General features: G+C 65.7%; 22 protein-coding genes. 2 read left to right on the top strand and 20 right to left on the bottom strand.

Features of this window, described 5'->3' with window-relative positions; genetic code table 11:
• Nucleotides 1-26: 26 nt before the first annotated feature.
• The 13 genes from NYE40_RS10575 to NYE40_RS10515 form a co-directional block, all read right to left on the bottom strand.
• Entirely contained in the window at nucleotides 27-458 is a 432-nt protein-coding gene (locus NYE40_RS10575; protein WP_028599823.1) for a peptidylprolyl isomerase, read from the bottom strand.
• 111 nt (nucleotides 459-569) lie between these two features.
• Nucleotides 570-1,901 (bottom strand): diaminopimelate decarboxylase, encoded by a 1,332-nt coding sequence (lysA, locus tag NYE40_RS10570; RefSeq protein WP_028599824.1) that lies wholly within the window; start codon nucleotides 1,899-1,901, stop codon nucleotides 570-572.
• 144 nt (nucleotides 1,902-2,045) lie between these two features.
• Nucleotides 2,046-4,472, bottom strand: coding sequence for a spore germination protein (locus tag NYE40_RS10565; protein ID WP_339279878.1), 2,427 nt, complete (start codon nucleotides 4,470-4,472; stop codon nucleotides 2,046-2,048).
• A gap of 19 nt (nucleotides 4,473-4,491) precedes the next feature.
• Nucleotides 4,492-4,920, bottom strand: coding sequence for a stage V sporulation protein AB (locus NYE40_RS10560; RefSeq protein ID WP_028599825.1), 429 nt, complete (start codon nucleotides 4,918-4,920; stop codon nucleotides 4,492-4,494).
• Entirely contained in the window at nucleotides 4,913-5,569 is a 657-nt protein-coding gene (locus NYE40_RS10555) for a stage V sporulation protein AA (protein ID WP_101809017.1), read from the bottom strand. The genes NYE40_RS10560 and NYE40_RS10555 overlap by 8 nt, the downstream gene beginning before the upstream one ends.
• Nucleotides 5,570-5,733: 164 nt before the next feature.
• Nucleotides 5,734-6,489, bottom strand: coding sequence for an RNA polymerase sporulation sigma factor SigF (gene sigF, locus NYE40_RS10550; RefSeq protein ID WP_028599827.1), 756 nt, complete (start codon nucleotides 6,487-6,489; stop codon nucleotides 5,734-5,736).
• An 18-nt stretch (nucleotides 6,490-6,507) separates the two neighbouring features.
• A complete protein-coding gene (gene spoIIAB, locus NYE40_RS10545) occupies nucleotides 6,508-6,936 on the bottom strand; it encodes an anti-sigma F factor (RefSeq protein WP_101809461.1) in 429 nt (142 codons plus the stop codon).
• Between the two features lie 29 nt (nucleotides 6,937-6,965).
• Nucleotides 6,966-7,319, bottom strand: a complete 354-nt coding sequence (gene spoIIAA / locus NYE40_RS10540) for an anti-sigma F factor antagonist (protein ID WP_028599829.1) — start codon at nucleotides 7,317-7,319, stop codon at nucleotides 6,966-6,968.
• A 121-nt stretch (nucleotides 7,320-7,440) separates the two neighbouring features.
• Entirely contained in the window at nucleotides 7,441-8,712 is a 1,272-nt protein-coding gene (locus NYE40_RS10535) for a D-alanyl-D-alanine carboxypeptidase family protein (RefSeq protein ID WP_228551428.1), read from the bottom strand.
• Between the two features lie 232 nt (nucleotides 8,713-8,944).
• Entirely contained in the window at nucleotides 8,945-9,118 is a 174-nt protein-coding gene (locus tag NYE40_RS10530) for an aspartyl-phosphate phosphatase Spo0E family protein (protein WP_084137430.1), read from the bottom strand.
• A gap of 112 nt (nucleotides 9,119-9,230) precedes the next feature.
• Nucleotides 9,231-10,058, bottom strand: a complete 828-nt coding sequence (locus NYE40_RS10525) for a purine-nucleoside phosphorylase (protein WP_028599831.1) — start codon at nucleotides 10,056-10,058, stop codon at nucleotides 9,231-9,233.
• Between the two features lie 36 nt (nucleotides 10,059-10,094).
• Nucleotides 10,095-11,063 (bottom strand): tyrosine recombinase, encoded by a 969-nt coding sequence (locus NYE40_RS10520; protein WP_052333432.1) that lies wholly within the window; start codon nucleotides 11,061-11,063, stop codon nucleotides 10,095-10,097.
• Nucleotides 11,064-11,182: 119 nt separating this feature from the next.
• The gene (locus NYE40_RS10515) at nucleotides 11,183-11,416 is read right to left on the bottom strand and encodes a DUF4227 family protein (RefSeq protein WP_028599832.1); all 234 of its coding nucleotides are present in this window, start codon (nucleotides 11,414-11,416) and stop codon (nucleotides 11,183-11,185) included.
• 135 nt (nucleotides 11,417-11,551) lie between these two features.
• Here NYE40_RS10515 and NYE40_RS10510 point away from each other — a divergent pair, with 135 nt between their 5' ends.
• Complete coding sequence (locus NYE40_RS10510) at nucleotides 11,552-12,781, top strand: S8 family peptidase (RefSeq protein ID WP_180968496.1); 1,230 nt, start codon at nucleotides 11,552-11,554, stop codon at nucleotides 12,779-12,781.
• 80 nt (nucleotides 12,782-12,861) lie between these two features.
• On the opposite strand, the gene NYE40_RS10505 is transcribed toward NYE40_RS10510, so the two are convergent.
• The 3 genes from NYE40_RS10505 to NYE40_RS10495 all read right to left on the bottom strand — a co-directional run bounded on the left by NYE40_RS10505 (nucleotide 12,862) and on the right by NYE40_RS10495 (nucleotide 14,719).
• Nucleotides 12,862-13,320, bottom strand: coding sequence for a Fur family transcriptional regulator (locus tag NYE40_RS10505; protein ID WP_028599833.1), 459 nt, complete (start codon nucleotides 13,318-13,320; stop codon nucleotides 12,862-12,864).
• A gap of 86 nt (nucleotides 13,321-13,406) precedes the next feature.
• Nucleotides 13,407-14,039 (bottom strand): stage II sporulation protein M, encoded by a 633-nt coding sequence (gene spoIIM / locus NYE40_RS10500; RefSeq protein WP_028599834.1) that lies wholly within the window; start codon nucleotides 14,037-14,039, stop codon nucleotides 13,407-13,409.
• A 98-nt stretch (nucleotides 14,040-14,137) separates the two neighbouring features.
• Nucleotides 14,138-14,719: an NUDIX hydrolase gene (locus tag NYE40_RS10495; protein ID WP_028599835.1), complete on the bottom strand. Its 582-nt coding sequence runs from the start codon at nucleotides 14,717-14,719 to the stop codon at nucleotides 14,138-14,140.
• Nucleotides 14,720-14,803: 84 nt separating this feature from the next.
• Here NYE40_RS10495 and mciZ point away from each other — a divergent pair, with 84 nt between their 5' ends.
• On the top strand, nucleotides 14,804-14,956 hold the full coding sequence (gene mciZ, locus NYE40_RS10490; RefSeq protein WP_084137432.1) for a Z-ring formation inhibitor MciZ: 153 nt from the start codon (nucleotides 14,804-14,806) through the stop codon (nucleotides 14,954-14,956).
• Between the two features lie 133 nt (nucleotides 14,957-15,089).
• On the opposite strand, the gene NYE40_RS10485 is transcribed toward mciZ, so the two are convergent.
• The 4 genes from NYE40_RS10485 to NYE40_RS10470 all read right to left on the bottom strand — a co-directional run bounded on the left by NYE40_RS10485 (nucleotide 15,090) and on the right by NYE40_RS10470 (nucleotide 19,757).
• Nucleotides 15,090-16,217, bottom strand: coding sequence for a M20/M25/M40 family metallo-hydrolase (locus tag NYE40_RS10485; RefSeq protein ID WP_028599836.1), 1,128 nt, complete (start codon nucleotides 16,215-16,217; stop codon nucleotides 15,090-15,092).
• Nucleotides 16,218-16,572: 355 nt separating this feature from the next.
• Nucleotides 16,573-17,259 carry a lipoyl(octanoyl) transferase LipB gene (gene lipB / locus NYE40_RS10480; protein ID WP_043111595.1) on the bottom strand — a complete coding sequence of 229 codons (687 nt, stop codon included), beginning with the start codon at nucleotides 17,257-17,259 and terminating at the stop codon, nucleotides 16,573-16,575.
• 49 nt (nucleotides 17,260-17,308) lie between these two features.
• On the bottom strand, nucleotides 17,309-18,700 hold the full coding sequence (locus NYE40_RS10475; RefSeq protein WP_101809014.1) for a dihydrolipoamide acetyltransferase family protein: 1,392 nt from the start codon (nucleotides 18,698-18,700) through the stop codon (nucleotides 17,309-17,311).
• A gap of 73 nt (nucleotides 18,701-18,773) precedes the next feature.
• Nucleotides 18,774-19,757, bottom strand: a complete 984-nt coding sequence (locus NYE40_RS10470; protein WP_028599839.1) for an alpha-ketoacid dehydrogenase subunit beta — start codon at nucleotides 19,755-19,757, stop codon at nucleotides 18,774-18,776.

Below are 19,757 nucleotides of genomic sequence, written 5' to 3'. Positions count from 1 at the left end.
GGACGAGAGCCTTCCGCGCGAGGAAGTCAGACTTCGACGACTTCGACTTTGGCCATCTTGTCGCGGCCTTTGAACGCGTCGATGTATTCCATGCCTTTGGAAATCTTGCCGAAGACGGTGTGCTGGCCGTCCAGATGCGGCTGCGGCTGGTAGCAGATGTAGAACTGGCTGCCGCCGGTATTGCGTCCGGCATGAGCCATCGCGAGCGAGCCGCGCTCATGCTTGTTCGGGTTGATCTCGCAGTCGATCGTATAGCCGGGACCGCCGGTGCCGGTGCCGTTCGGGCAGCCGCCCTGAGCGACGAAGCCCGGGATGACGCGATGGAACGTAAGTCCGTTATAGAAGCCTTCGTTCGCCAGCTTTTCAAAGTTCGCGACCGTATTCGGAGCGTCCTTGTCGAACAGGTCCAGAACGACCTCGCCGCCGTTTTCGAGCGTGATTTTCGCTTGTTTTGCCACTTGTCATCACTCCTGCCTTCCAAAATAAAAGCTATGTACGCCTCTTATCATACACCAGCGCCGGTCCCGAACGCAAAGCGAGCCTCCCGAAGGAGGCTCGCCGGCAGCGGCTTACGGCTGAACTTCAGCCTTGCGCAGACGCTCCGGCAGCACGTCGTTGCGGGAGATGTCCTCCAGCGACTCGCGCTTCACGGCGACGTCGGCCTTGCCGTCCTTGACCAGCACGACCGCCGGACGGCGGATGCGGTTGTAGTTGGACGCCATCGCATAGTTGTACGCGCCGGTGCAGAAAACGGCGAGCAGATCGCCCGTCTCGGCCTTCGGCAGCTCCAGGTCCCAGATCAGCATGTCGCCGCTCTCGCAGCATTTGCCTGCGACCGATACCGTCTCGGCGGCCGGCTCGGCGGCGCGGTTCGCCAGCACCGCCTCGTACTTGGACTCGTACAGCGCCGGACGCGGGTTGTCCGTCATGCCGCCGTCGACGGCGATGTACTTGCGGACGCCGGGGATGTCCTTGCTCGTGCCGACCGTATACAGCGTCGTGCCGGCGTCGCCGACGATGCTGCGGCCCGGCTCGACCCAAATCTCCGGCAGCGGATAGCCGGCCGCCGTGAAGTTCGAGCGGATCGCGTCCGTAATCGCGCCGATGTAGTCGCGTACCGGAAGCGGGCTGTCCTCGGACGTGTAGCGGATGCCGAAGCCTCCGCCCAGGTTGATGACGCGGAACGTCTGACCGAGCTCGGCCTTGACGTTGACGGCGAACTCCGCCACCTTGGCGGCCGCCATCCGGAAGCCCTCGACCTCGAAGATCTGGGAGCCGATATGGGAGTGGACGCCGAGCAGGACGAGATGATCGAGGCTCAGCGATTGCCGCACCGCCTCGAAGGCGGCGCCGCCGGCCAGGTCGAAGCCGAACTTGGAGTCCTGCTGGCCGGTCGAGATATAGTCATGCGTATGCGCCTCGACGCCCGGCGTGATGCGCAGCAGGATGTTCGCCTTGCGGCCTTTGGCGCCGGCGATGGCGTTCAGCAGCTGCAGCTCCGAGAAGTTGTCGGCGACGAAGCAGCCGATGCCGGCGTCGAGCGCCATCTCGATCTCGAACGGCGTCTTGTTGTTGCCGTGGAAATGGATGCGCTCCGCCGGGAAGCCCGCCTGCAGCGCCGTGTGCAGCTCGCCGTCGCTGACGACGTCGAGCGACAGCCCTTCCTGCTCGGCGATGGCGCACATCGCCACGGTGCTGAACGCCTTGCTCGCATAGGCGACCTGGAAGCGGAAGCCCGACGCCTTGAACGCCTCCACGTATTCGCGGGCCCGCTGGCGGACGAGCGCCTCGTCGACGACGTACAGCGGGGTGCCGAACTGCTCGGCGAGGTCCTGCGTATCGCAGCCTCCGATCTCCAGACGGCCGTGTTCATTTATTCGGGATGTTCCGTGAAAATGCATGGATTCGCTACCTCTTTCTCCCCGGCTCAGGCAGGCGGGGTTCGTTTGTCCTAATGTGACCTCAGTATAACGAACCTCGGGAGAAGGAGTAATGGATTTTCTGTCGTTTCATTTGCATTTGTTGCATCGGGCAAACGTCCTGGATCAGGCTCCGCCGTGCTCCGGCATCTTGTCGCGCTGCTGCGGACGGAGCAGGTTCGGCCGCTTCCGGTTCATCATCACCGGCATCCGCAGCATCACATTCATCATGCCGCGGGCGTCGAACGGGATGAACGGCCACATGTACGGTCGGTTGAACGAGCGCTGCATGACGAGGATGGCGAAGACGGCCGTCCAGCCGATCACGAGTCCCGGAACGTGGAACAGGGCGACGAGGCAGATGAGCATCAGCCTCACGATCCGATTGGCGAGGCTCAGCTCGTAGCTCGGCGTGGCGAACATGCCGACGGCGGCTACCGCCATGTACAAAATGACCTCGTTGACGAACAGTCCGGTCTGCACGGCGATGTCTCCGACGAGGATCGCCGACACGAGCGAGATCGCCAGCGCGAGCGGCGTCGGCGTATGGATCGCGGCCATGCGCATCAAGTCGATGCCGCCCTCGGCGAGCAGGAACTGCAGCGCCAGCGGAATTTTGCTGGTCTTCGCCGGACCGATGAACGACAGCGCCGCCGGCAGCATCGTCGGGTTGAGCGCGAACAGCAGCCAGATCGGCACGAGGAACAGCGAAGCCAGGATGCCGAGGAAGCGCAGCCAGCGGAGGTAGGTGCCGATGAACGGCGTCTGCCGGTTCTCCTCGGCATGCTGCACGAGATCGAAAAACGTCGTCGGCAGGATCATGACGCTCGGCGACGTGTCGACGAACACCGCGACGTTGCCCTCCAGCAGATGCGCCGCGACGACGTCGGGCCGCTCCGAATAGCGCACGAGCGGATACGGGTTCCAGCCGCGCTTCACCGTCGCCTCCTCGAGCTGCTTGTCGGCGAGCGGCAGCCCGTCGATCTTGACGGCGGATATTTTGTCGCGGATCGACTCCAGCAGCTCCTTGTCCACGATGTCGTCGATATAGGCGATGCACACGTCGCTGCGCGTGCGCTCGCCGACCCGCAGAATCTCGTAGCGCAGCATCGGATCGCGCAGCCGCCTGCGGACGAGCGAGACGTTCATGAGCAGCGTCTCCACGAATCCGTCCCGCGAGCCGCGCACGACCCGCTCGAGCGATGGCTCCTCCGGATTGCGCACCGGGAAGCTGCGGGCATCGAGGATCAGCATCGTGCTCTCGCCGTCGATGTACATGCCGGTCGATCCGCCCAGCACGGCGGTCAGCATCATGTTCCAGTCGTCTTCCTGCTCCACCTGCACCGCGGGCACGTACAGCTTCATGAACGAATGCAGCGCGTCCGCCGACAGGTTGTCCGTCTGCAGGAACGTCAGCCGCTGCAGGATCTCCGTCATGATCAGGCCGCTCGAAAGGCCGTTCATCATGAAAAAGGCCGTCTTCTTGCCGCCGAGCGTCATCTCGCGGACGACGACGTCGAAGCTCGTCTTGTAGCCGACCTCTTCCTTCAGCCGATCGACGAACGTCTCGATCCGCTCCGGAATCGGCTCCAGCGCATCTCCGTCCGTGCCCGGCGCGGAATTCCCGCCCTCGGAGACTCCGCCGCCCCCGCGCCCTTTCCCGGCGCCCCGGCCGCCGGCCTCGCGGCTTTCCTTGCGCTCCTCGCGCCCATGCCCGGCCGCGCGATCCTCCCGCTCCGCATCGCCGCGGCGAGAAGGCGCGCCGGCTTCTGCGCGCAGCTCGCGGCCGGCTTCGTCGCCGCGGCGAGCCTCTCCGGCTTTCCCGCCGCGCCCTTTTTCCTCGCGGGCTCCGGTGCGGACGCCTTCCCCCCGGGCTTCCCCACGACGGTCATCCCCATCGCGGGTGTCCGCATGAAGGTCATCCTCATCGCGGTCGTCCGCATGACGGTCGTCCGCATGACGGTCGTCCGCATGACGGCTGTCCGCATGACGGCTGTCCGCATGTCGTTCGTCCCCATCGCGGTCGTCTCCATCGCGGTCGTCTCCATCGCGGTCGTCCTCATGGAGGCCGGCCGGCCGGCTCATCTCCCGCTTCTCGCCTTCTCGGCCGCCGTCCGTCCGGTCGTCTCGAAGAGCCGCCGCCCATTCATCCCCACGCTCCTCCTCATCCTCATCCTCATGCTCGTGGTCGCCGCGGGCGCTTCTCTCCCGAACCCGGGACCGCTCCGCCTCCGCCTCGCCGCTTCCGTCCTCGTCGAGCAGCGCCTCCGCAAGGCCGCCCTCCTCGGAACGGGACTCCGCTTCCGGCAATCGGCCCGGCTCTGCCGACGCCTCCAGCAGCAGCGCCTCCATCCAGTCCTCGCGGCCTTCCGGCCTCTCTGCCCTGCGGACCGGCTCCGGCTCATGCCGCCGCTCGGCCTGCTCCAGCCGATCGATCTCCTCCAGCAGCCCTTCCCATCCGTCGCCGGAGCGGCTTTCCCCGCTCGTCTCGCGCGCCTCGACCACCGGCTCTTCCGGATGCTCCAGCCGCTTCACCTTCTGCCATTTCGTCATGGGGTTCCCTCCTTCTGTCCTACCATTGATACACCAGCCAATCGAACAGCGAGCCGGCCGTCTTGCCCAGCACCATCGCCATGACGAGCGCGCCCAGATAGCCGGTCAGGCGCAGCCGCTTCGCCAAAATCGGCAGCACGTTCATCACTTCGGTCAAAGCCGCGGCCAGCATGCCGATGAACATGCCGCACAGCAGGCCGGGCAGCGGCAGCGCCAGCGCCGCGGGCAGCGGCGCGCGCCAGCCGAAGAAGTCCGCCCAGGTCCAGAACAGCGAGCCGCCGACGACCGCCGATTCGAACGCCGCCGACAAGCGGAACGCCCGGGCCAGCTGCGCGAGCCGCGGAATCAGGTCGAACACGATCAGCAGCGCGACCATGCCGCTGCCGACGGCGATGCCTCCGGCCAGTCCAAGCATCGCCATGAACAGCCCCGCCAGCAGGTCAGCCATCGTCCCGTCCCTCCACGCGGTTCGCTTTTTTGCCCATCTCGTCGGCGATGACATAAGCGTTGATGTTCTCCTGGTAGTTGTACATCTCCAGCTCCAGCGGATTCGGCTCCTCGTTCAGCCGCTTGCGGAACAGATGGTTGAAGAACAGCACCATGCCGAGCCCGACTCCGACCGAATACGGGATCTGGAACCAGAGCGGATGCAGCGTTTCCTTGCCGGTCAGCAGGAAGGCGATGCGCTGATGCACCTCCTTCATGCTCACATCCGTGTGGAAGTTCATGATGGCGAGCCCCGCCCCGAAAAAGAGCAGCAGCCACGCTCCCGCCAGCACGGCGAACCGCGGCGAGCGGGTGGACGGAGTCTCGACGAGGATGAGCACCTGCGGATCGCCGAAGGTCTCGATGACCGCGTCGGGGGCCGTCTCGCGCAGCGCCTTCACGATCTGCAGCACGTCGATGACGACACGGTTGCCGTCCTCCGGCCGATGGGTGTAGAGCGGAATCCGCTTCAGCTCCCCGGCGAGCGGCTCGTCGGCCAGCAGCCGGACGACGGAGCCGAGCCGCACCGTCCCTTCCGGAGGGATGGAGATCCGCTTCTTCAGCCGCAAATAAACGGGAATCGGTCCGGCATTCGTTCGTTTGCGCGACATGGCGCCGCCTCCTTCCGCCACCATTTCCGACTCTTGGTTAGTATGGAACGGCTGCGGCGCGGCTACTCCTAGGCAGCCGCCCCCCGCGCAAGCCAAAAAAAGCCAGCCTCGCGGCTGGCTTGATGATGCGATATAGAGGAGCGGGATCGCGATGGACGTCCTTCCTACTGGGCGATCTGCTCCTTGATCGACTGCAGGATCTTCTTTTCCAGCCGGGAAACCTGCACCTGGGAGATGCCGAGCCGGCCCGCCACCTCGGACTGCGTCTGGTCGCGGTAATAGCGCAAGTATACGATCAGCCGCTCGCGCTCGCTGAGGCCGCCGATCGCTTCGTTCAGCGCCAGCTTGTCGAACCAGCGCTCGCCCGACTCGCCTTCGATCTGGTCCATCAGCGTGATCGGGTCGCCGTCGTTCTCGAACACCGTCTCGTGGATCGAGGCGGGCGGCTTGTTCGCCTCCTGGGCGAAGACGACATCCTCGGCCGTGATGCCGAGGAACTCCGCCACCTCGCCGATCGTCGGCAGCCGGCCGAGCGTCTTGGCCAGCTCGTCCTTCGCCTTGCGCACCTTGTTGGCCGTCTCCTTGAGCGAACGGCTCACCTTGAGCGTCCCGTCGTCGCGCAGGAAGCGCTGGATCTCCCCGATGATCATCGGCACGGCATACGTGGAGAACTTGACCTCGTAGCTGAGGTCGAACTTGTCCACCGACTTGAGCAGGCCGATGCAGCCGATCTGGAACAGATCCTCGGGCTCGTAGCCGCGATTCATGAAGCGCTGCACGACCGACCACACCAAGCGGATGTTGCAGCGGGCCAGCGTGTCCCTGGCGAGCGAATCTCCGGACTGGCTCAGCGCGATGAGGCGCTTCACCTCCGCGTCGTCGAGGAACGGACCCGCGTTCTTCTTCAGATCGGCATCCATGTTTCAGCCCCTATGCGCCTAATTGTACAGCGCCTTTTTGGATTCAATGCGCTTGGTCATGGCGATTCGAGTGCCGCGGCCGGGCTCGCTGGCAACCTCGAAGCTGTCCATGAAATTCTCCATGATCGTGAAGCCCATGCCCGAGCGCTCGAGCTCCGGCTTGGACGTGTAGAGAGGCTGGCGGGCCAGCTCGAGATCCTCGATGCCTCCGCCGTCGTCGGATATGACGATCGTGACCGAGTCGCCGCTGATCGTCGCCTCGATCGAGACAAGCTGCGTCTCGTCGCTGTCGTAGCCGTGGATGATCGAGTTCGTCACCGCCTCGGAGATGACGGTCTTCAGGTCGTTCAGCTCTTCCATCGTCGGATCCAGCTGGGAGATGAACGCCGCCACGCTGACGCGCGCGAACGCCTCGTTCTCCGATCGCGCGCTGAAGCTCAGCTTCATCGTATTGGCCGCTGCCGGCTGACGCTCGCTCATAAAGCCACCTCCAGGCTCGAGAGCGCATCGCTCTCGGTGTCGTGTATCGGCATGATCTTGAACAGGCCCGACAGCTCGAACAGGCGGTAGACGCCCGGACTCGCGTCGCAGACGACCATCCTGCCTCCGCGGCTCTTGAGCAGCTTGTAGCGCCCGAGGATGACGCCGAGCCCGGAGCTGTCCATAAAGGCGAGCTCCTTGAGGCTGAGGATAACGTCGGTGCTGCCGCCTCTCAAGATCGCTTCCTCTATCCGGATGCGGACCGAATCGGCTGTGTGGTGGTCAAGCTCGCCCTTCAATCGGACGATCAAGATATGGCGCTGATGCTCCAGATCCACATGAAGACTCATTGCGCGGCTCACTCCTCCCGTTGAATGGAGGAGGATTTCTCCTCCGGCCGTCCTCATTCCTGCCTGCCGACAAAACTAGAAGCTGGCCGTCAGGCCGCGACAGCAATCGGGCCGCGGTCCATCAGGAGAAGAGGCTGCCCGTCGAGCGCTTGAACAGCTTCCACCAGCCCGCCTTCTCGACCGATACCGGCATCTCCAGCGGGAAGTCCTGGATCACCTGATCGCCTTGGTAGACGATCAGCTTGCCGACGGGATCGCCGATCTTGACGGGCGCCTTGATGCCGGCGTTCCACTTGATCTCGTAGCGGATGTCCTTGGCCGCCGCGCCTTTTTTCAGCAGGATGCTGTAGTTGTGCTGAGCCGTGACCGGCAGCTTGCCCTGCACGCCCTTCTCGATCGCCAGCGTGCCCATGCTGTCGCCTTTTTTGAGGATCGGGTAATTGGCGTATTGCGCGAACGAATAGTCGAGCAGGCTCGACACCTCGGCGTTGCGCGTCTTCGTATTGGGCTCGCCCATGACGACCGCCACGACCCTCATGCCGTCGCGCTTCGCCGTCGCGGACAGGCAGTATTTCGCCTCGCTCGTGTATCCGGTCTTCAGTCCGTCGGCGCCGGAGTAAAAGCGCACGAGCTTGTTCGTATTCACGAGCCAGAACGGCTTCTCGCTGTCCTTGCGCAGGTAGTCCTGGTATTGGCCGGTGTACTTCGTGATGAGGCTGTGCTTCAGCAGCTCGCGCGACATGACGGCGATGTCGTGGGCCGACGTGTAGTGGTCCGCGGCGGGCAGCCCGTTCGGATTGGCGAAATGGGTATCCTTCAAGCCGAGCTGCGCCGCCTTCTCGTTCATCATCGAGACGAACTCGGCCTCCGTGCCGCCGATCTTCTCCGCCATCGCGACCGACGCGTCGTTGCCGGACGCCATCGCGATGCCCTTGAGCATGTCGTCGACCGTCATCTGCTCGCCCGGCTCGAGGAAGATCTGCGAGCCGCCCATCGAGGCGGCGTACTCGCTCGTCGACACCTTGTCCGTCAGCTTGAGCTTTCCGTCCTGGATCGCCTCGACGATCAGCAGCATCGTCATGATCTTCGTGATGCTCGCCGGCGGCAGCTTGTCGTGGCTGTTCTTCTCGTAAATGACCGTGCCGCTGTCCGCGTCCATGACGATCGCCGATCGCGCCGATGGGGCGAGATCGCTGGAGGCGGCCGGCGCTCCGGCCGCGCTGCCCGCTTGGAGAGCGTCCGGCAGGAGCGGAAGCGCGGGGCCTGGGCCCGGCTCCGCCGTCGCGTAGGCCGGCATGTCATGAGGGATGGTCGAGCCCGCGCTGGCGGGAGCGGCTGCCGTCAGCGGGGTAAGCGCGATGGCAGCGGCAAGCAAAGCCGTAAGTCGTTTCAACAGAAGTACCTCCTCGAAATGGATCGTCGGCCGCCTGAGTGCAGGACGGCATTCTTCTGCTTTCCATTCTTGCCCATTCCGATGGAGGATATTCCCAAGCGGCCGAAACCCGAGCCCGGGCGCAGCAAAAAAGCAGGCCGGCGCCGGCCGCGGGAAGGCGCATGGATCGCGTCTTCGCCTGCGGCAGGCGCTGCCTGCTTGGCGGAAGCTCCGGCGCTTTCGCCCGGAGCGGTCATTTGCGGAGTCGGGTCAGCCTTTCTTCCTGGACCTGTACGATGAGGAGATCCAAGGACTGGCTGATCTGCAGCACCTCGCCATGCAGCAGCGTATTCTGCAGCGAAGCCGTCTCGACCATTTGTCCTCGCAGTCTTTCGATCTGCTGGTGCAGCTGAGCGTTCTCGATCATTCCATTCCTCTCCAACCTTCGTCTTTGATCGCGGCTATTCTACAACAGAGAGGAAGAAAAGGCTGTCAGAACGCGTCGAGCCGAAAGTCTCATTTGAGCGCCGGAAATGGGACTACAGTCTCGAAACGAGCGTCTGCACGAGGCCCAGGAAGCGGGATTTGACGCGTTCTGTCGTTTCGATGACCTCCTCGTGCGAAAGCGGCTGATCCAGAATGCCGGAAGCCATGTTCGTGATGCAGGAGATGCCCACGACCTCGAGGCCGCAGTGGCGCGCCGCGATTACTTCCGTCACGGTCGACATGCCGACCGCGTCCGCTCCGAGCGTCCGCATCATGCGGATCTCCGCCGGCGTCTCGTACGACGGGCCGAGCACGGCCAGATAGACGCCCTCGCGCAGCTCGAAGCCTTGCTCGGAAGCGATCTCCTTGGCGACGGCGCGCAGCCGGCGGCTGTAGGCCTCCGACATGTCCGGGAAGCGGACGCCGACGGCGCTGTCGTTCGGCCCGATGAGCGGATTGCGGCCGGTCAGGTTGATATGGTCGGACAGCAGCATCAGGTCGCCTGCGGAATAGGTGGTGTTGATGCCGCCGGCGGCGTTGGTGACGACGAGCTTGTCCGCTCCGAGCGCTTTCATGACGCGCACGGGGAATGCCGTCAGCTCCGCGCCGTAGCCTTCATACATATGGAAGCGGCCCTTCATCAGAACGACCGGAACGCCGGCCAGCTTGCCGACGAGCAGCTCGCCGGCATGCCCTTCGACCGTGGAGACCGGGAAATGCGGGATGTCCTCGTAGGAAATCGTGACGGCGTCTTCGATCAGATCGGCCAGAATGCCGAGACCCGAGCCCATGATGAGGCCGACCTGCGGCTGGATTGGACTGCGGGACGCGATATAGGCGACCGCTTCTTGAATATGGCTGGCTTGCTGTTGGATGCTCATGCTACTTCTTCCTCTCGTCGTTGGCTTGCTTGTTCGTCATTCGCGCTCCGGATCGAGGACGCGGGTGCCGAAGCCCGCGCGCGGGTGGGACCGCTCATAGACGTCCTTGACCCGCGGCCGGTCTCCGAGCGCGTAGCGCTCCGTGGATACGATGCCCTCGTGGCCCATCATTTCCTGCACGGCGCGCAGGTCGGCTCCCCGCTCCAGCATATGGGCGGCGAACGACGTGCGCAGCGTATGCGGCGTGATCGCCCCGCCGTCCTCGATGCCGGAGCTGCGGGCATGCTTTTTGATCGTCTTCCAAAAGCCTTGGCGCGACAGCGGCTCGCCGGAGACGTTCAGGAACAGCTCCTCCGGCTCCGCCGCCCCCATGCGGGCCGCCGCGCCTCCGATCCGCTGCTCGAGCAGCGCCGGCCGGCCTTCGCGCAAATAAAGGCCGATCCAGCCCGCGGCGATTTGGCCGAGCGGCACGATGCGCTCTTTTTTGCGGGGGGAGCACACTCGGACGTACCCGAGTCCGGGCTGGGGGTCGGACGCTTTCATCGCGAGCAGCTCGGAGACGCGGATGCCGGAGCCGTACAGCAGCTCCAGCATCGCCTTGTCGCGAAGGCCGGCCGGGCTGTCCGTCGCCGGAGCGTTCATCAGCTGCTCGACCTGGTCGAGCGTGAGGGCGACGGGCTTCGCCAGCTCGCGGCGCGGCAGCTCCACATGCATCGAGGGATCGCGTTCCGTATAGCCGACGCGGGTCAAAAACCGGTAAAACGAGCGCAGCGAGGCGAGCCGGCGGCTGACCGTCGCGCTGCGCGCCCCGTCGTCCCGGCATGCCTGCAAATACTTGGCCAGATGATGGCGGGTGACGGCGCCGATGGCGCCGATGCCCTGCCGCTCCATCCAGGCGATCGCATGCTCGAGGTCGCGCTTGTAGGCGTCGTAGGTCGCCGGCGCGACGCGGCGCCCGTTTTCCAGCTCGTCCAGCCAGGCGTACAGGCATTGGCTCAGCTCCATGCAATCGTCCCCCTCGCTCAAAGTATAGTCGCTCCGAGCACGTTCGGCAAACGCATGCGCAAGCGGCCCGGACGCTTCGTCCGGACCGCTTGCTGCAGGCGTCTGGGAGCGCTCGCCGCCTACTCTCCGTTGTAATAGAACCAGCGCAGCCGGTCGGCGATCGTGCCGCCTTCGGGCGGAGCCTCATGCGGCTCGAACACCTTGAGCGCCTGCCCTCGCGGCGGCGCGTACGGATCGAGCGGGCGGACCCAGCTGTCCGCCAGCCGGAAGCCTTCGTAAACGGCAGCCGTCAGGCAGGCGAACAGCAGCGCGAAGACGAGCCTCGACAACCATCTGCGTACGGAAACGATCATGGCCGGCCCTCCTTCGGTTGCTCTTCCAGCCTATGCGGCGGACGAGCGGAGTATGTCCGCTCCGCCCGGCCGGGGGATCCGCCCGATCCTCTCCGGCTCCGATCCCATACGTTAACGGAAAGGAGGGAATCGAACGTGAAGAAGAACTCGATTGGAAGCTGCCTGCGCGCCTGCGCCTGCAGCGGGCCGGGGCGGCATGCGGCGAGGCGCATCGTCGTGCTGCGGAGCCGCCGCGCTTATGAAGAGGCGGTCCGGGAGCTTGCTCGCGCCGGCATCAAGCCGCTGCGCGCCTGGAAATCCAGCCGCATCCTCTGCCTGCGCCTCGACCGGCGGGTCTCCTGGCGGGAGCTGCGCCGCCATCCCGAGCTGCGCAGCCTCGAGAAGGATGCCGTCGTGCGCGCGCTCGGCTCCGGCGGCTGCGCCCGCTGCGGCAGCGGCGGGAGGCTCGTCAGGCCGCTCCGCCGCGGCAAAAGCTGTCGCGGGAAAGGCCATCCATGCGGCAAGCTGCCGTGGAACATCCGCCGCGTCGAGGCGCCTGCGGTCTGGAGGCGCACGCTCGGAAGCGGAGTCCGCCTCGCCGTCATCGACACCGGCGTCGGGCCGCATCCGGATCTGTGCGTGGCCGGCGGCGTCAACGTCAGCGGCGGCAAGTCCAAGTCCTACCGCGACGACAACGGGCACGGCACGCATGTCGCCGGCATCGCCGCCGGACGCGGCAGCGGCGGCGGTCCGCTCGGCGTCGCGCCGGGAGCCTCGCTCTATGCCGTCAAGGCGCTCGACGCCGACGGCTTCGGCAGCCTCAGCAGCATCCTCGACGCGATCGAATGGTGTATCCGCCAGCGAATGGACGTCGTCAACATGAGCCTCGGACTGCCTCCCGGCTCTCGCAGCGCCGCGCTGCGGCGGGTCGTGCGCCGGGCGCGCAAGTCCGGCCTCGTGCTGGTCGCCGCCGCCGGCAACGCAGGCGTGCGCAGCGGCGGCATCGACGTGCCGGCCTCCTATCCGGAGACGATCGCCGTCGCCGCCTCCGACCGCCGGAACCGCATCGCGCCGTTCAGCAGCCGCGGCAAAGGCATCGACCTGACCGCTCCCGGCGACGAGATCTGCTCCTGCTGGCTGAACGGAGGCTACGAGATCGACTCCGGCACGAGCATGAGCGCGCCCCATGTCGCCGGCGGAGCGGCGCTGCTGCTCGCCGCCAATCCCGGCCTGCCGTCCGCGGCGGTCGCGCCCGTGCTGAAGCGATGGGCGAAGCCGCTTGCCGGCGCTTCGCGCCGCGCTCAAGGCGCCGGCCTGCTGCAGCTGGGGCGGATCGGCTCGGTCTTTTATCCCGGGACCCATCCGTTCCTGCGCCGCAGGCGCTGACAACGCCTATGGCCTCTGAACGATCAAACAGCTCCGGCATTCATCGCCCGCTGCTTGCAGGAGCGATGAATTCGGAGCTGTCAGGGTTTCTTGGAATCGTTGGTTTCTCTGCAGCGTCTGCAGATGCCTTGGAAATCAAGGCGGTGGTCCAGCACGGCAAAGCCGTATTCGGCCTCCAGCCGTTCTTCGAGCGGACCGAGCCAGTCATCCTTGATCTCCTCCATCGATCCGCATTGGACGCAGATCAGATGGTGATGATGATGCTTGCTGTTGTCCGTCCTCAGGTCATAGCGGGCGACGCCGTCGCCGAAATTCATCTTCTCTACGACATGCAGCTCGCTGAGAAGCTCCAGCGTGCGGTACACGGTGGCCAAGCCGATCTCGGGAGCCTTGTCCTTGACGAGCATGAACACGTCCTCGGCGCTCAGGTGATCGTCCTCGTTCTCGAGGAGAACGCGCACGGTCGCTTCGCGCTGCGGGGTCAACTTGTAGCCCTGCGACTGGAGCTGCTGCTTGATGGAATCGATCCGGGCTTCCATGACTTCCCCCCTGCCACAAGAAAGCCGGCTAGCCGCCGGCACTTATGACTCTATTATAGTTGCTAGAGGAACGGGAAGTCAATGATTCAGCCCGGGACGAGCCACTGCGCGGCCCATGCCATCAGCGGCGGAGACAGCCAAGCCTCCGCCGCAGCAGCGGCCGCCAGCAGCAGCGCCGCAGCGGCGGCCGTGCCCGAAAGGGACGCCGCGGCAGGCAGCAGCGGCCCTTGGCGGCGCATCAGCCGGAAGCGGACCAGATGCAGGGCGAACGCGGCGGCCGCCGCGCTGGCGGCGAGATAAGCCGGCAGCGCGAGCAGGTTGGACGGCGCGACAGCGACGAGCGAAAAGGCGACGCCCCGCCCGCCGTGCTGGATCGCCAGCGTCGCGACGGCGAAGCCGACGAGCACGCCTTTGAGGAAGTCGAGCGCGGCGAGCAGCGGCAGGCCGATGACCGAGACGCCGAGCAGGACGATCAGCAGCAGCCATCGCCCGTGCAGCCAGTAGACGGTCCAGAACGAAGACGCTCCCTGCGGAACGCCCTCCGTCGAGAGCTTCAGCAGGAACCGGCTCAAGTCGGCCGCGAGCAGATTCCGCTGCTCCTCGCCGAGGCTGCCGGCGAGCAGCGCGCCGCAGACGATGCCCGCCGCGCACAGGAACGCCGCGGCGGCGAACAGCAGCCGCTCTTCCTTGGTCCTTCCCATGCCTCCGCCTGCCCGCATCGTCCGTCCCTCCTCGGCCGCCGTGTTGTCCACATGCTAGCCTATGCGCGGACAGGCCGGTTCATGAACGGAGGCGGCACGAGGCGCCCTGCCGAAGCTCAGCCGCGAAGGCCGATCCGGCCGGTCAGCTCGGACAGCCTCCACAAATAGACGGCCATCAGCGTCTTGGCGTCGCCGATGAGGCCTTGCTCGATATACGACAGCGCCTGCTCCATCGTCAGCGCCTCGACATGCAGGTCCTCGTCCTCGTCCGGGGAGCTCGCCCCGTGCTCGAGCCCTTCGGCGACGTACAGGTACAGCTTTTCGTCGGCGAAGCCGGGCGACGTGTAGAAGGCGTCGACGAGCCTCATGCTCGACGCGCTCACGCCCGTCTCCTCCTTCAGCTCGCGCGCCGCGCAGACCGCCGGGTCCTCGCCGGGATCGAGCTTGCCGGCGGGAATCTCGACCTGGTACTTGTCCATCGGCTTGCGGTACTGGCCGACGGTCAGCAGCTTGCCGTCCACGATGCAGATGACCGCCGCCGCTCCGGGATGGCGGACGATCTCGCGCGAGGCGGTCGCGCCGCTCGGCAAGCGCACCTGGTCGACCTGCAGCGTGATGATCTTCCCGGAATATTTCATTTCGCTCGACAGCGTCACTTCCGCTCCCGGCCGTCCGTCCGTCTGGCTACGCTCGTTCATGCGCTTCTTCCTCCCTTGATGGCATAGCTTGTCCGCTTCCTGCATATCGTGAAGGCATAACGATCCGGAAGGCGGAATGTCGTCATGAAAATGTATATCGGCGAAAAAGAGCTGAGGCTCGTCGGAAAAGCATGGGAAATCCGCCATACGCTGCGAAGGCTTGCGCGCGAGGCGGGAGCAGGCGCCCCTCTGCGGCAGGCAGCCGGCCCTGCGGGCAAAAAAGGCGCCCGGCGCTAGGCGCGGCCTGCTCGGCGCGCATGCAGGCAGGCGCGGCCTGCTTGGCCCGCCGGCAGGCGGGCCGCTTGCCGTGCCGTCGCTCGCGGCAAGAGCGTTCGGTCCGCCTGCCATTTCGGGACGGACCCGGCCCTCGCTAGCGGCTGGCCGCGCGCTCGATGATCGCTTTCACCAGCTCGGCGGTACGGACGAGATCGTCCGCCTTGAGCTGCTCCTTGGTCGTATGGATATGCTCGTAGCCGATCGCCAGATTGACCGTCGGCACGCCGAAGCCGTTGAAGATGTTGGCGTCGCTGCCGCCGCCGGAAGGGAATGTGCGCGGCTGCAGGCCGATCGCGCGGATCGCCTCGGCGGCCGCCTGCACGACCGGCGAGTCGTCGCTGTGCTTGTACGACGGATACAGATGCGTCGCCTCCAGCTTCGCGGCGGCGCCGAACTCCGCGGCCGCGGACTCCGCCGCCTGGCGCATCGCCTCGATCTGCCGCTCCAGCTTGGCGCGGTCGGCGCTGCGCGCCTCGGCCAGCAGCAGCGCCGAGTCGCAGACGACGTTCGTCGCGCCGCCGCCCTCGAAGCGGCCGATGTTGGCCGTCGTCTCGTGGTCGATGCGGCCGAGCGGCATGCGCGCGATCGCTTTGGATGCGACCTGGATCGCGCTTATGCCGTCCTCGGGATTGACGCCGGCATGCGCGCTCCGGCCCGTCACCTCGATCCGGATCTTCGCCTGCCCAGGTGCGGACGTCGCGATGCCGCCGATCTCCCCGTTGGAATCGAGCGCGTAGCCGAACTCGGCGCGCAGCTTCGAGCGGTCGAGCGCCCTCGCCCCCGCCAGGCCTGATTCTTCGCCGACGGTGATGACGAACTGCACCTCGCCATGGCGCGCTCCCGTCTCCTTCAGCACGCGCAGCGCCTCCAGCATCGCGGCCAGCCCGGCTTTGTCATCGCTGCCGAGAATCGTCGTGCCGTCGCTGCGCAGGTAGCCGTCGCCGTCGAGCCTAGGCTGGATGCCTTTCCCCGGACGGACCGTATCCATATGCGAGGTGAAAAAGATCGTCGGTCCCGAGACGCCTTCCGAGGCCGGCAGCGTGACGAACAGATTGTTCGCGCCGTGGCCGGTCGCCTGCGCCGCCTCGTCCTCCTCGATCGTCAATCCGAACGCTCCGAACTTCGCTTTCAGCACCTCGCTGATCGCCGCCTCGTCGCCCGTCTCGCTGTCGACGCGCACCAGCTCCATGAACTCCTCGATCAGCCTTTCGCGCTGGATCATCGTTTTTTCCGCCTTTCCGGCTACGCCCGCAGGCTTGCCGCTGCTTGGTCTTCCGCCTTGCCGAAGCCGCCTGGGGAGGCTTGGCTTTTCGCGGAGGTTTTCGGTACAATAGAGAGGTGAAGCTGACTCGCCTCGCCGCAGCCGCAGGCGACCTTCGGAAGGAGTAGATCTCATTGAATCCGCAAGGACGAGCCATCAAGATCGTCATCTACGTCGTGCTGATCACCTTGCTGGTGACGACCGTCGTATCGAGCATCGGTCTGCTGTTTTAAGAAAGGACGGGACTTTCGGCGCGCCGCGCCGCGAGTCCCGTCTTTTTTTTCAGCGGCCAGTCCGGACGGCCAACCCTGGACGGTCAGCCCGGACGGAAGCCGAAGCGCCGCATGAAATGCGGCAGAATTTCCCGGGCCGCCCGCTCCGGCTCCATCGCCTGGCCGGTCAGATCCTCGAACGAGGTGACGCCGAACTGCTGGATGCCGCATGGAACGATGCCGGCGAAGCCTTCCTCGCCGATCCCCGCCTTGAGGTTCAGCGCGAAGCCGTGGCTCGTCACGAAGCCGCGGCGGGTCCGCGAGCGGTTGAACTTGATGCCGATCGCGGCGATCTTCCGGTCCCCGACCCAGACGCCGGTGAATTCCGGCTTGCGCCCGCCCTCGATGCCGTAGCCGGCCAGCCAGTCGATCAGCACCTGCTCGAGCTCGCGCAGGAAGCCGTGCAGGTCGAGCCCTTTGGCGTCCAGCCGGATCAGCGGATAGCCGACGAGCTGCCCCGGACCGTGATAGGTGATGTCGCCGCCGCGGTCGATCTCGTAGACCGAGATGCCGCGCGCGCTCAGCTCCTCCGAGTCGAGCAGCAGATGCTCCGGGTGGCGGTCCGTGCCGAGCGTGTAGGTCGGAGGATGCTGAAGAAGGAGCAGCGTCTCCACGCGCTCCTCCCGGTCGATCTCCCCTACGAATTCCTTTTGCAGCTCCCAGGCCTCTCCGTAATCGATGAAGTCGATGTATCGCGCGGCCAGCGGCCGCGCTTCATGATTCGCGTCCATCCGCGGTTCCTCCTGCTCCTGTTGTCGTTGTCGTAGGTGCTTTTTAGGCTCAGTACAGATGCGTTTCCGAATTGAAGCTCTCCAGATTCTCCTTGACGCGCTGCAGGAAGCGCCCGCAAATGACGCCGTCGAGGATGCGGTGGTCGAGCGACAGGCAGATGTTGGCCATCGAGCGCACGGCCAGCATGTCGTTGATGACGACCGGCCGCTTCACGATCGACTCGAACGTGATGATCGCCGCCTGCGGGTAGTTGATGATCGGCTGCGTCAGGATCGCTCCGAACGAGCCGGTGTTGTTGACGGTGAACGTGCCGCCCTGCACGTCGTCGAGCTTCAGCTTGCCCTCGCGCGTCTTGCGGGCGAGCATCTCGATCTCATGCGCCAGGCCGGCGATGTTTTTCTGGTCGGCGTTTTTGATGACCGGGGTGACGACCGAGTCCTCCGTGCCGACCGACAGCGAGATGTTGATGTCGCGCTTGACGATGATCTTGTCGACCGCCCAGACCGAGTTGATGATCGGGAAGTCCTTGATCGCATTGACGACCGCCTTGATGAAAAAGGCCAGGTACGTCAGGTTCGTGCCCTCGCGCTTGCGGAAGTCGTCCTTGAGCTTGCCGCGGAGCACGACGAGGTTGGTTACGTCGACCTCGATCATCATCCAGCCATGCGGAATTTCCGTCACGCTCTGGCGCATGCGCGAGGCGATCGTGTTGCGGACCGGCGTGACGTCGATGAACGTCTCCCCGCGCCCTGGAATCGCCTGGCCTTCGATCTCTACGGACGGGATGCGCGGCGTCTCGGTCAAATGCAGCCCGGTGGAGCGCACCGGACCTCTCGCCTCGACGATCCGGTCGCCGGCGCCCGGCTGCGGCGCCGCGGCAGGAGCGGCGGATGCCGCCTGCGCCGCTTGCGGAGCCGGCGTCTGAGACGCGGCCGGACGGCCGCCCGCTGCGGCATAGGCCAGGATGTCCTTGCGCGTCACGCGGCCTCCCGCGCCCGTGCCGGGTACGGCGGACGGGTCGATGCCATGCTCGGCGGACAGCTGGAGCACGGCCGGGGAATAGCGGCCGCGCATGCCCTCGGCGGCCGCGGGACGGCCCGCAGGCGTTCCCGCCGAGGCGGGCGCGGCTGCTGCGCGCTCTCCGCTCGCTGCCGGAGGCTGCGCCGCCGGCACAGCCGGCTCGCCGGCCGCCTCCGACTCGATCAGGCAGATCGGCGTGCCGACCTCGACCGTCTCGCCGGCGCCGACGAGCAGCTTGACCAGCGTGCCTTCAATCGTCGACGGAATTTCGGCGCCGACTTTTTCGGTGATGATTTCGCATAAGGGCTCGTACATGCTTACTTTGTCGCCAGGCTGCTTCAGCCAGCGCTCGATCGTCGCGTTGACGACCGACTCGGCCAGCTGGGGCATGACGATTTCGTGGATCGTTGCTGCTTTCATCGGAATTCGCTCCTTGCCGGGAAGGCCGGTCGCAGGCCCCCGGATCAGTATGCTGGCGGACGGGATCCGCCGATCAGTACAGCGCGAGCTCTCTCATCGCGGCCAGCACCTTGTCCTTGTTCAGCATGAAGAACTTCTCCCCCGGAGGGTTGATCGGCATCGCCGGCACGTCCGGACCGCACAGCCGGCGGATCGGCGCGTCGAGCTCGTAGAGCATCTCCTCGGCGATGATCGCCGATACTTCGGCTCCGATGCCGCCGGTCTTGTTGTCCTCATGGATGATGAGCACCTTGCCCGTGCGGCGCGCGGCGGCCAGGATGCCCTCCTTGTCGAGCGGCTGCAGCGTGCGCAGATCGAGGATGTGGGCGCTGATGCCCTCCTCCTGCAGCTCCTCCGCCGCCTGCAGCGCGAAGTGCAGCGGCAGGCTGTAGCTGATGACCGTAATGTCGTCGCCTTCGCGCAGCACGTTCGACTTGCCGATCTCCACGACATGCTCGCCCTCCGGCACCGGGCCGGTGACGAGGCGGTAGCATTTCTTGTTCTCGAAGAACAGGACCGGATCGGGATCGCGGATCGCCGCCGTCAGCAGCCCCTTGGCGTCGGCCGGCGAATACGGCGCGACGATCTTCAGTCCCGGCGTGCCGAAGAATACCGACTCCGGACACTGCGAGTGGTACAGCCCGCCGAAGATGCCGCCGCCGATCGGCGCGCGGATGACGACCGGACAGCTCCAGTCGTTGTTGGAGCGGTAGCGGATCTTGGCCGCCTCGCTGATGATCTGGTTCGTCGCGGGGAACATGAAGTCGGAATACTGCATCTCGGCGATCGGCTTCATGCCGTACATCGCCGCCCCGATCGCCACGCCGGCGATCGCCGACTCGGACAGCGGGGTATCCATCACCCGCGCCTCGCCGAACTGCTCCTGCAGTCCTTTGGTCGTCGTGAAGACGCCGCCCTTGACGCCGACATCCTCGCCCAGCACGAATACGTCCGGATCGCGCTCCATCTCTTCCTTCATCGCGAGGCGGATCGCCTCGATATAATCCATGACCGGCAT

The organism is Paenibacillus sp. FSL W8-1187, assembly GCF_037965485.1.
Lineage (GTDB): Bacteria > Bacillota > Bacilli > Paenibacillales > Paenibacillaceae > Paenibacillus_O > Paenibacillus_O pasadenensis.
The sequence above is the reverse complement of the archived record's forward strand: the minus strand, read 5'-3'. Positions and strand labels throughout refer to the sequence as shown.

Bases quoted from the DNA above. Each gene is read 5' to 3' on its own strand.
- spoIIM (WP_028599834.1), bottom strand. From the start codon at position 14,039: ATGCGGGCAGGCGGAGGCATGGGAAGGACCAAGGAAGAGCGGCTGCTG.
- NYE40_RS10555 (WP_101809017.1), bottom strand. From the start codon at position 5,569: ATGTCGCGCAAACGAACGAATGCCGGACCGATTCCCGTTTATTTGCGG.
- NYE40_RS10470 (WP_028599839.1), bottom strand. From the start codon at position 19,757: ATGCCGGTCATGGATTATATCGAGGCGATCCGCCTCGCGATGAAGGAA.
- NYE40_RS10520 (WP_052333432.1), bottom strand. From the start codon at position 11,063: ATGGAGCTGAGCCAATGCCTGTACGCCTGGCTGGACGAGCTGGAAAAC.
- NYE40_RS10485 (WP_028599836.1), bottom strand. From the start codon at position 16,217: ATGATCCAGCGCGAAAGGCTGATCGAGGAGTTCATGGAGCTGGTGCGC.
- NYE40_RS10505 (WP_028599833.1), bottom strand. From the start codon at position 13,320: ATGGAAGCCCGGATCGATTCCATCAAGCAGCAGCTCCAGTCGCAGGGC.
- NYE40_RS10495 (WP_028599835.1), bottom strand. From the start codon at position 14,719: ATGAACGAGCGTAGCCAGACGGACGGACGGCCGGGAGCGGAAGTGACG.
- NYE40_RS10515 (WP_028599832.1), bottom strand. From the start codon at position 11,416: ATGATCGTTTCCGTACGCAGATGGTTGTCGAGGCTCGTCTTCGCGCTG.
- spoIIAB (WP_101809461.1), bottom strand. From the start codon at position 6,936: ATGAAGCTGAGCTTCAGCGCGCGATCGGAGAACGAGGCGTTCGCGCGC.
- NYE40_RS10530 (WP_084137430.1), bottom strand. From the start codon at position 9,118: ATGATCGAGAACGCTCAGCTGCACCAGCAGATCGAAAGACTGCGAGGA.
- mciZ (WP_084137432.1), top strand. From the start codon at position 14,804: ATGAAAATGTATATCGGCGAAAAAGAGCTGAGGCTCGTCGGAAAAGCA.
- sigF (WP_028599827.1), bottom strand. From the start codon at position 6,489: ATGGATGCCGATCTGAAGAAGAACGCGGGTCCGTTCCTCGACGACGCG.
- lysA (WP_028599824.1), bottom strand. From the start codon at position 1,901: ATGCATTTTCACGGAACATCCCGAATAAATGAACACGGCCGTCTGGAG.
- NYE40_RS10525 (WP_028599831.1), bottom strand. From the start codon at position 10,058: ATGAGCATCCAACAGCAAGCCAGCCATATTCAAGAAGCGGTCGCCTAT.
- spoIIAA (WP_028599829.1), bottom strand. From the start codon at position 7,319: ATGAGTCTTCATGTGGATCTGGAGCATCAGCGCCATATCTTGATCGTC.
- NYE40_RS10565 (WP_339279878.1), bottom strand. From the start codon at position 4,472: ATGACGAAATGGCAGAAGGTGAAGCGGCTGGAGCATCCGGAAGAGCCG.
- lipB (WP_043111595.1), bottom strand. From the start codon at position 17,259: ATGGACGCGAATCATGAAGCGCGGCCGCTGGCCGCGCGATACATCGAC.
- NYE40_RS10475 (WP_101809014.1), bottom strand. From the start codon at position 18,700: ATGAAAGCAGCAACGATCCACGAAATCGTCATGCCCCAGCTGGCCGAG.
- NYE40_RS10560 (WP_028599825.1), bottom strand. From the start codon at position 4,920: ATGGCTGACCTGCTGGCGGGGCTGTTCATGGCGATGCTTGGACTGGCC.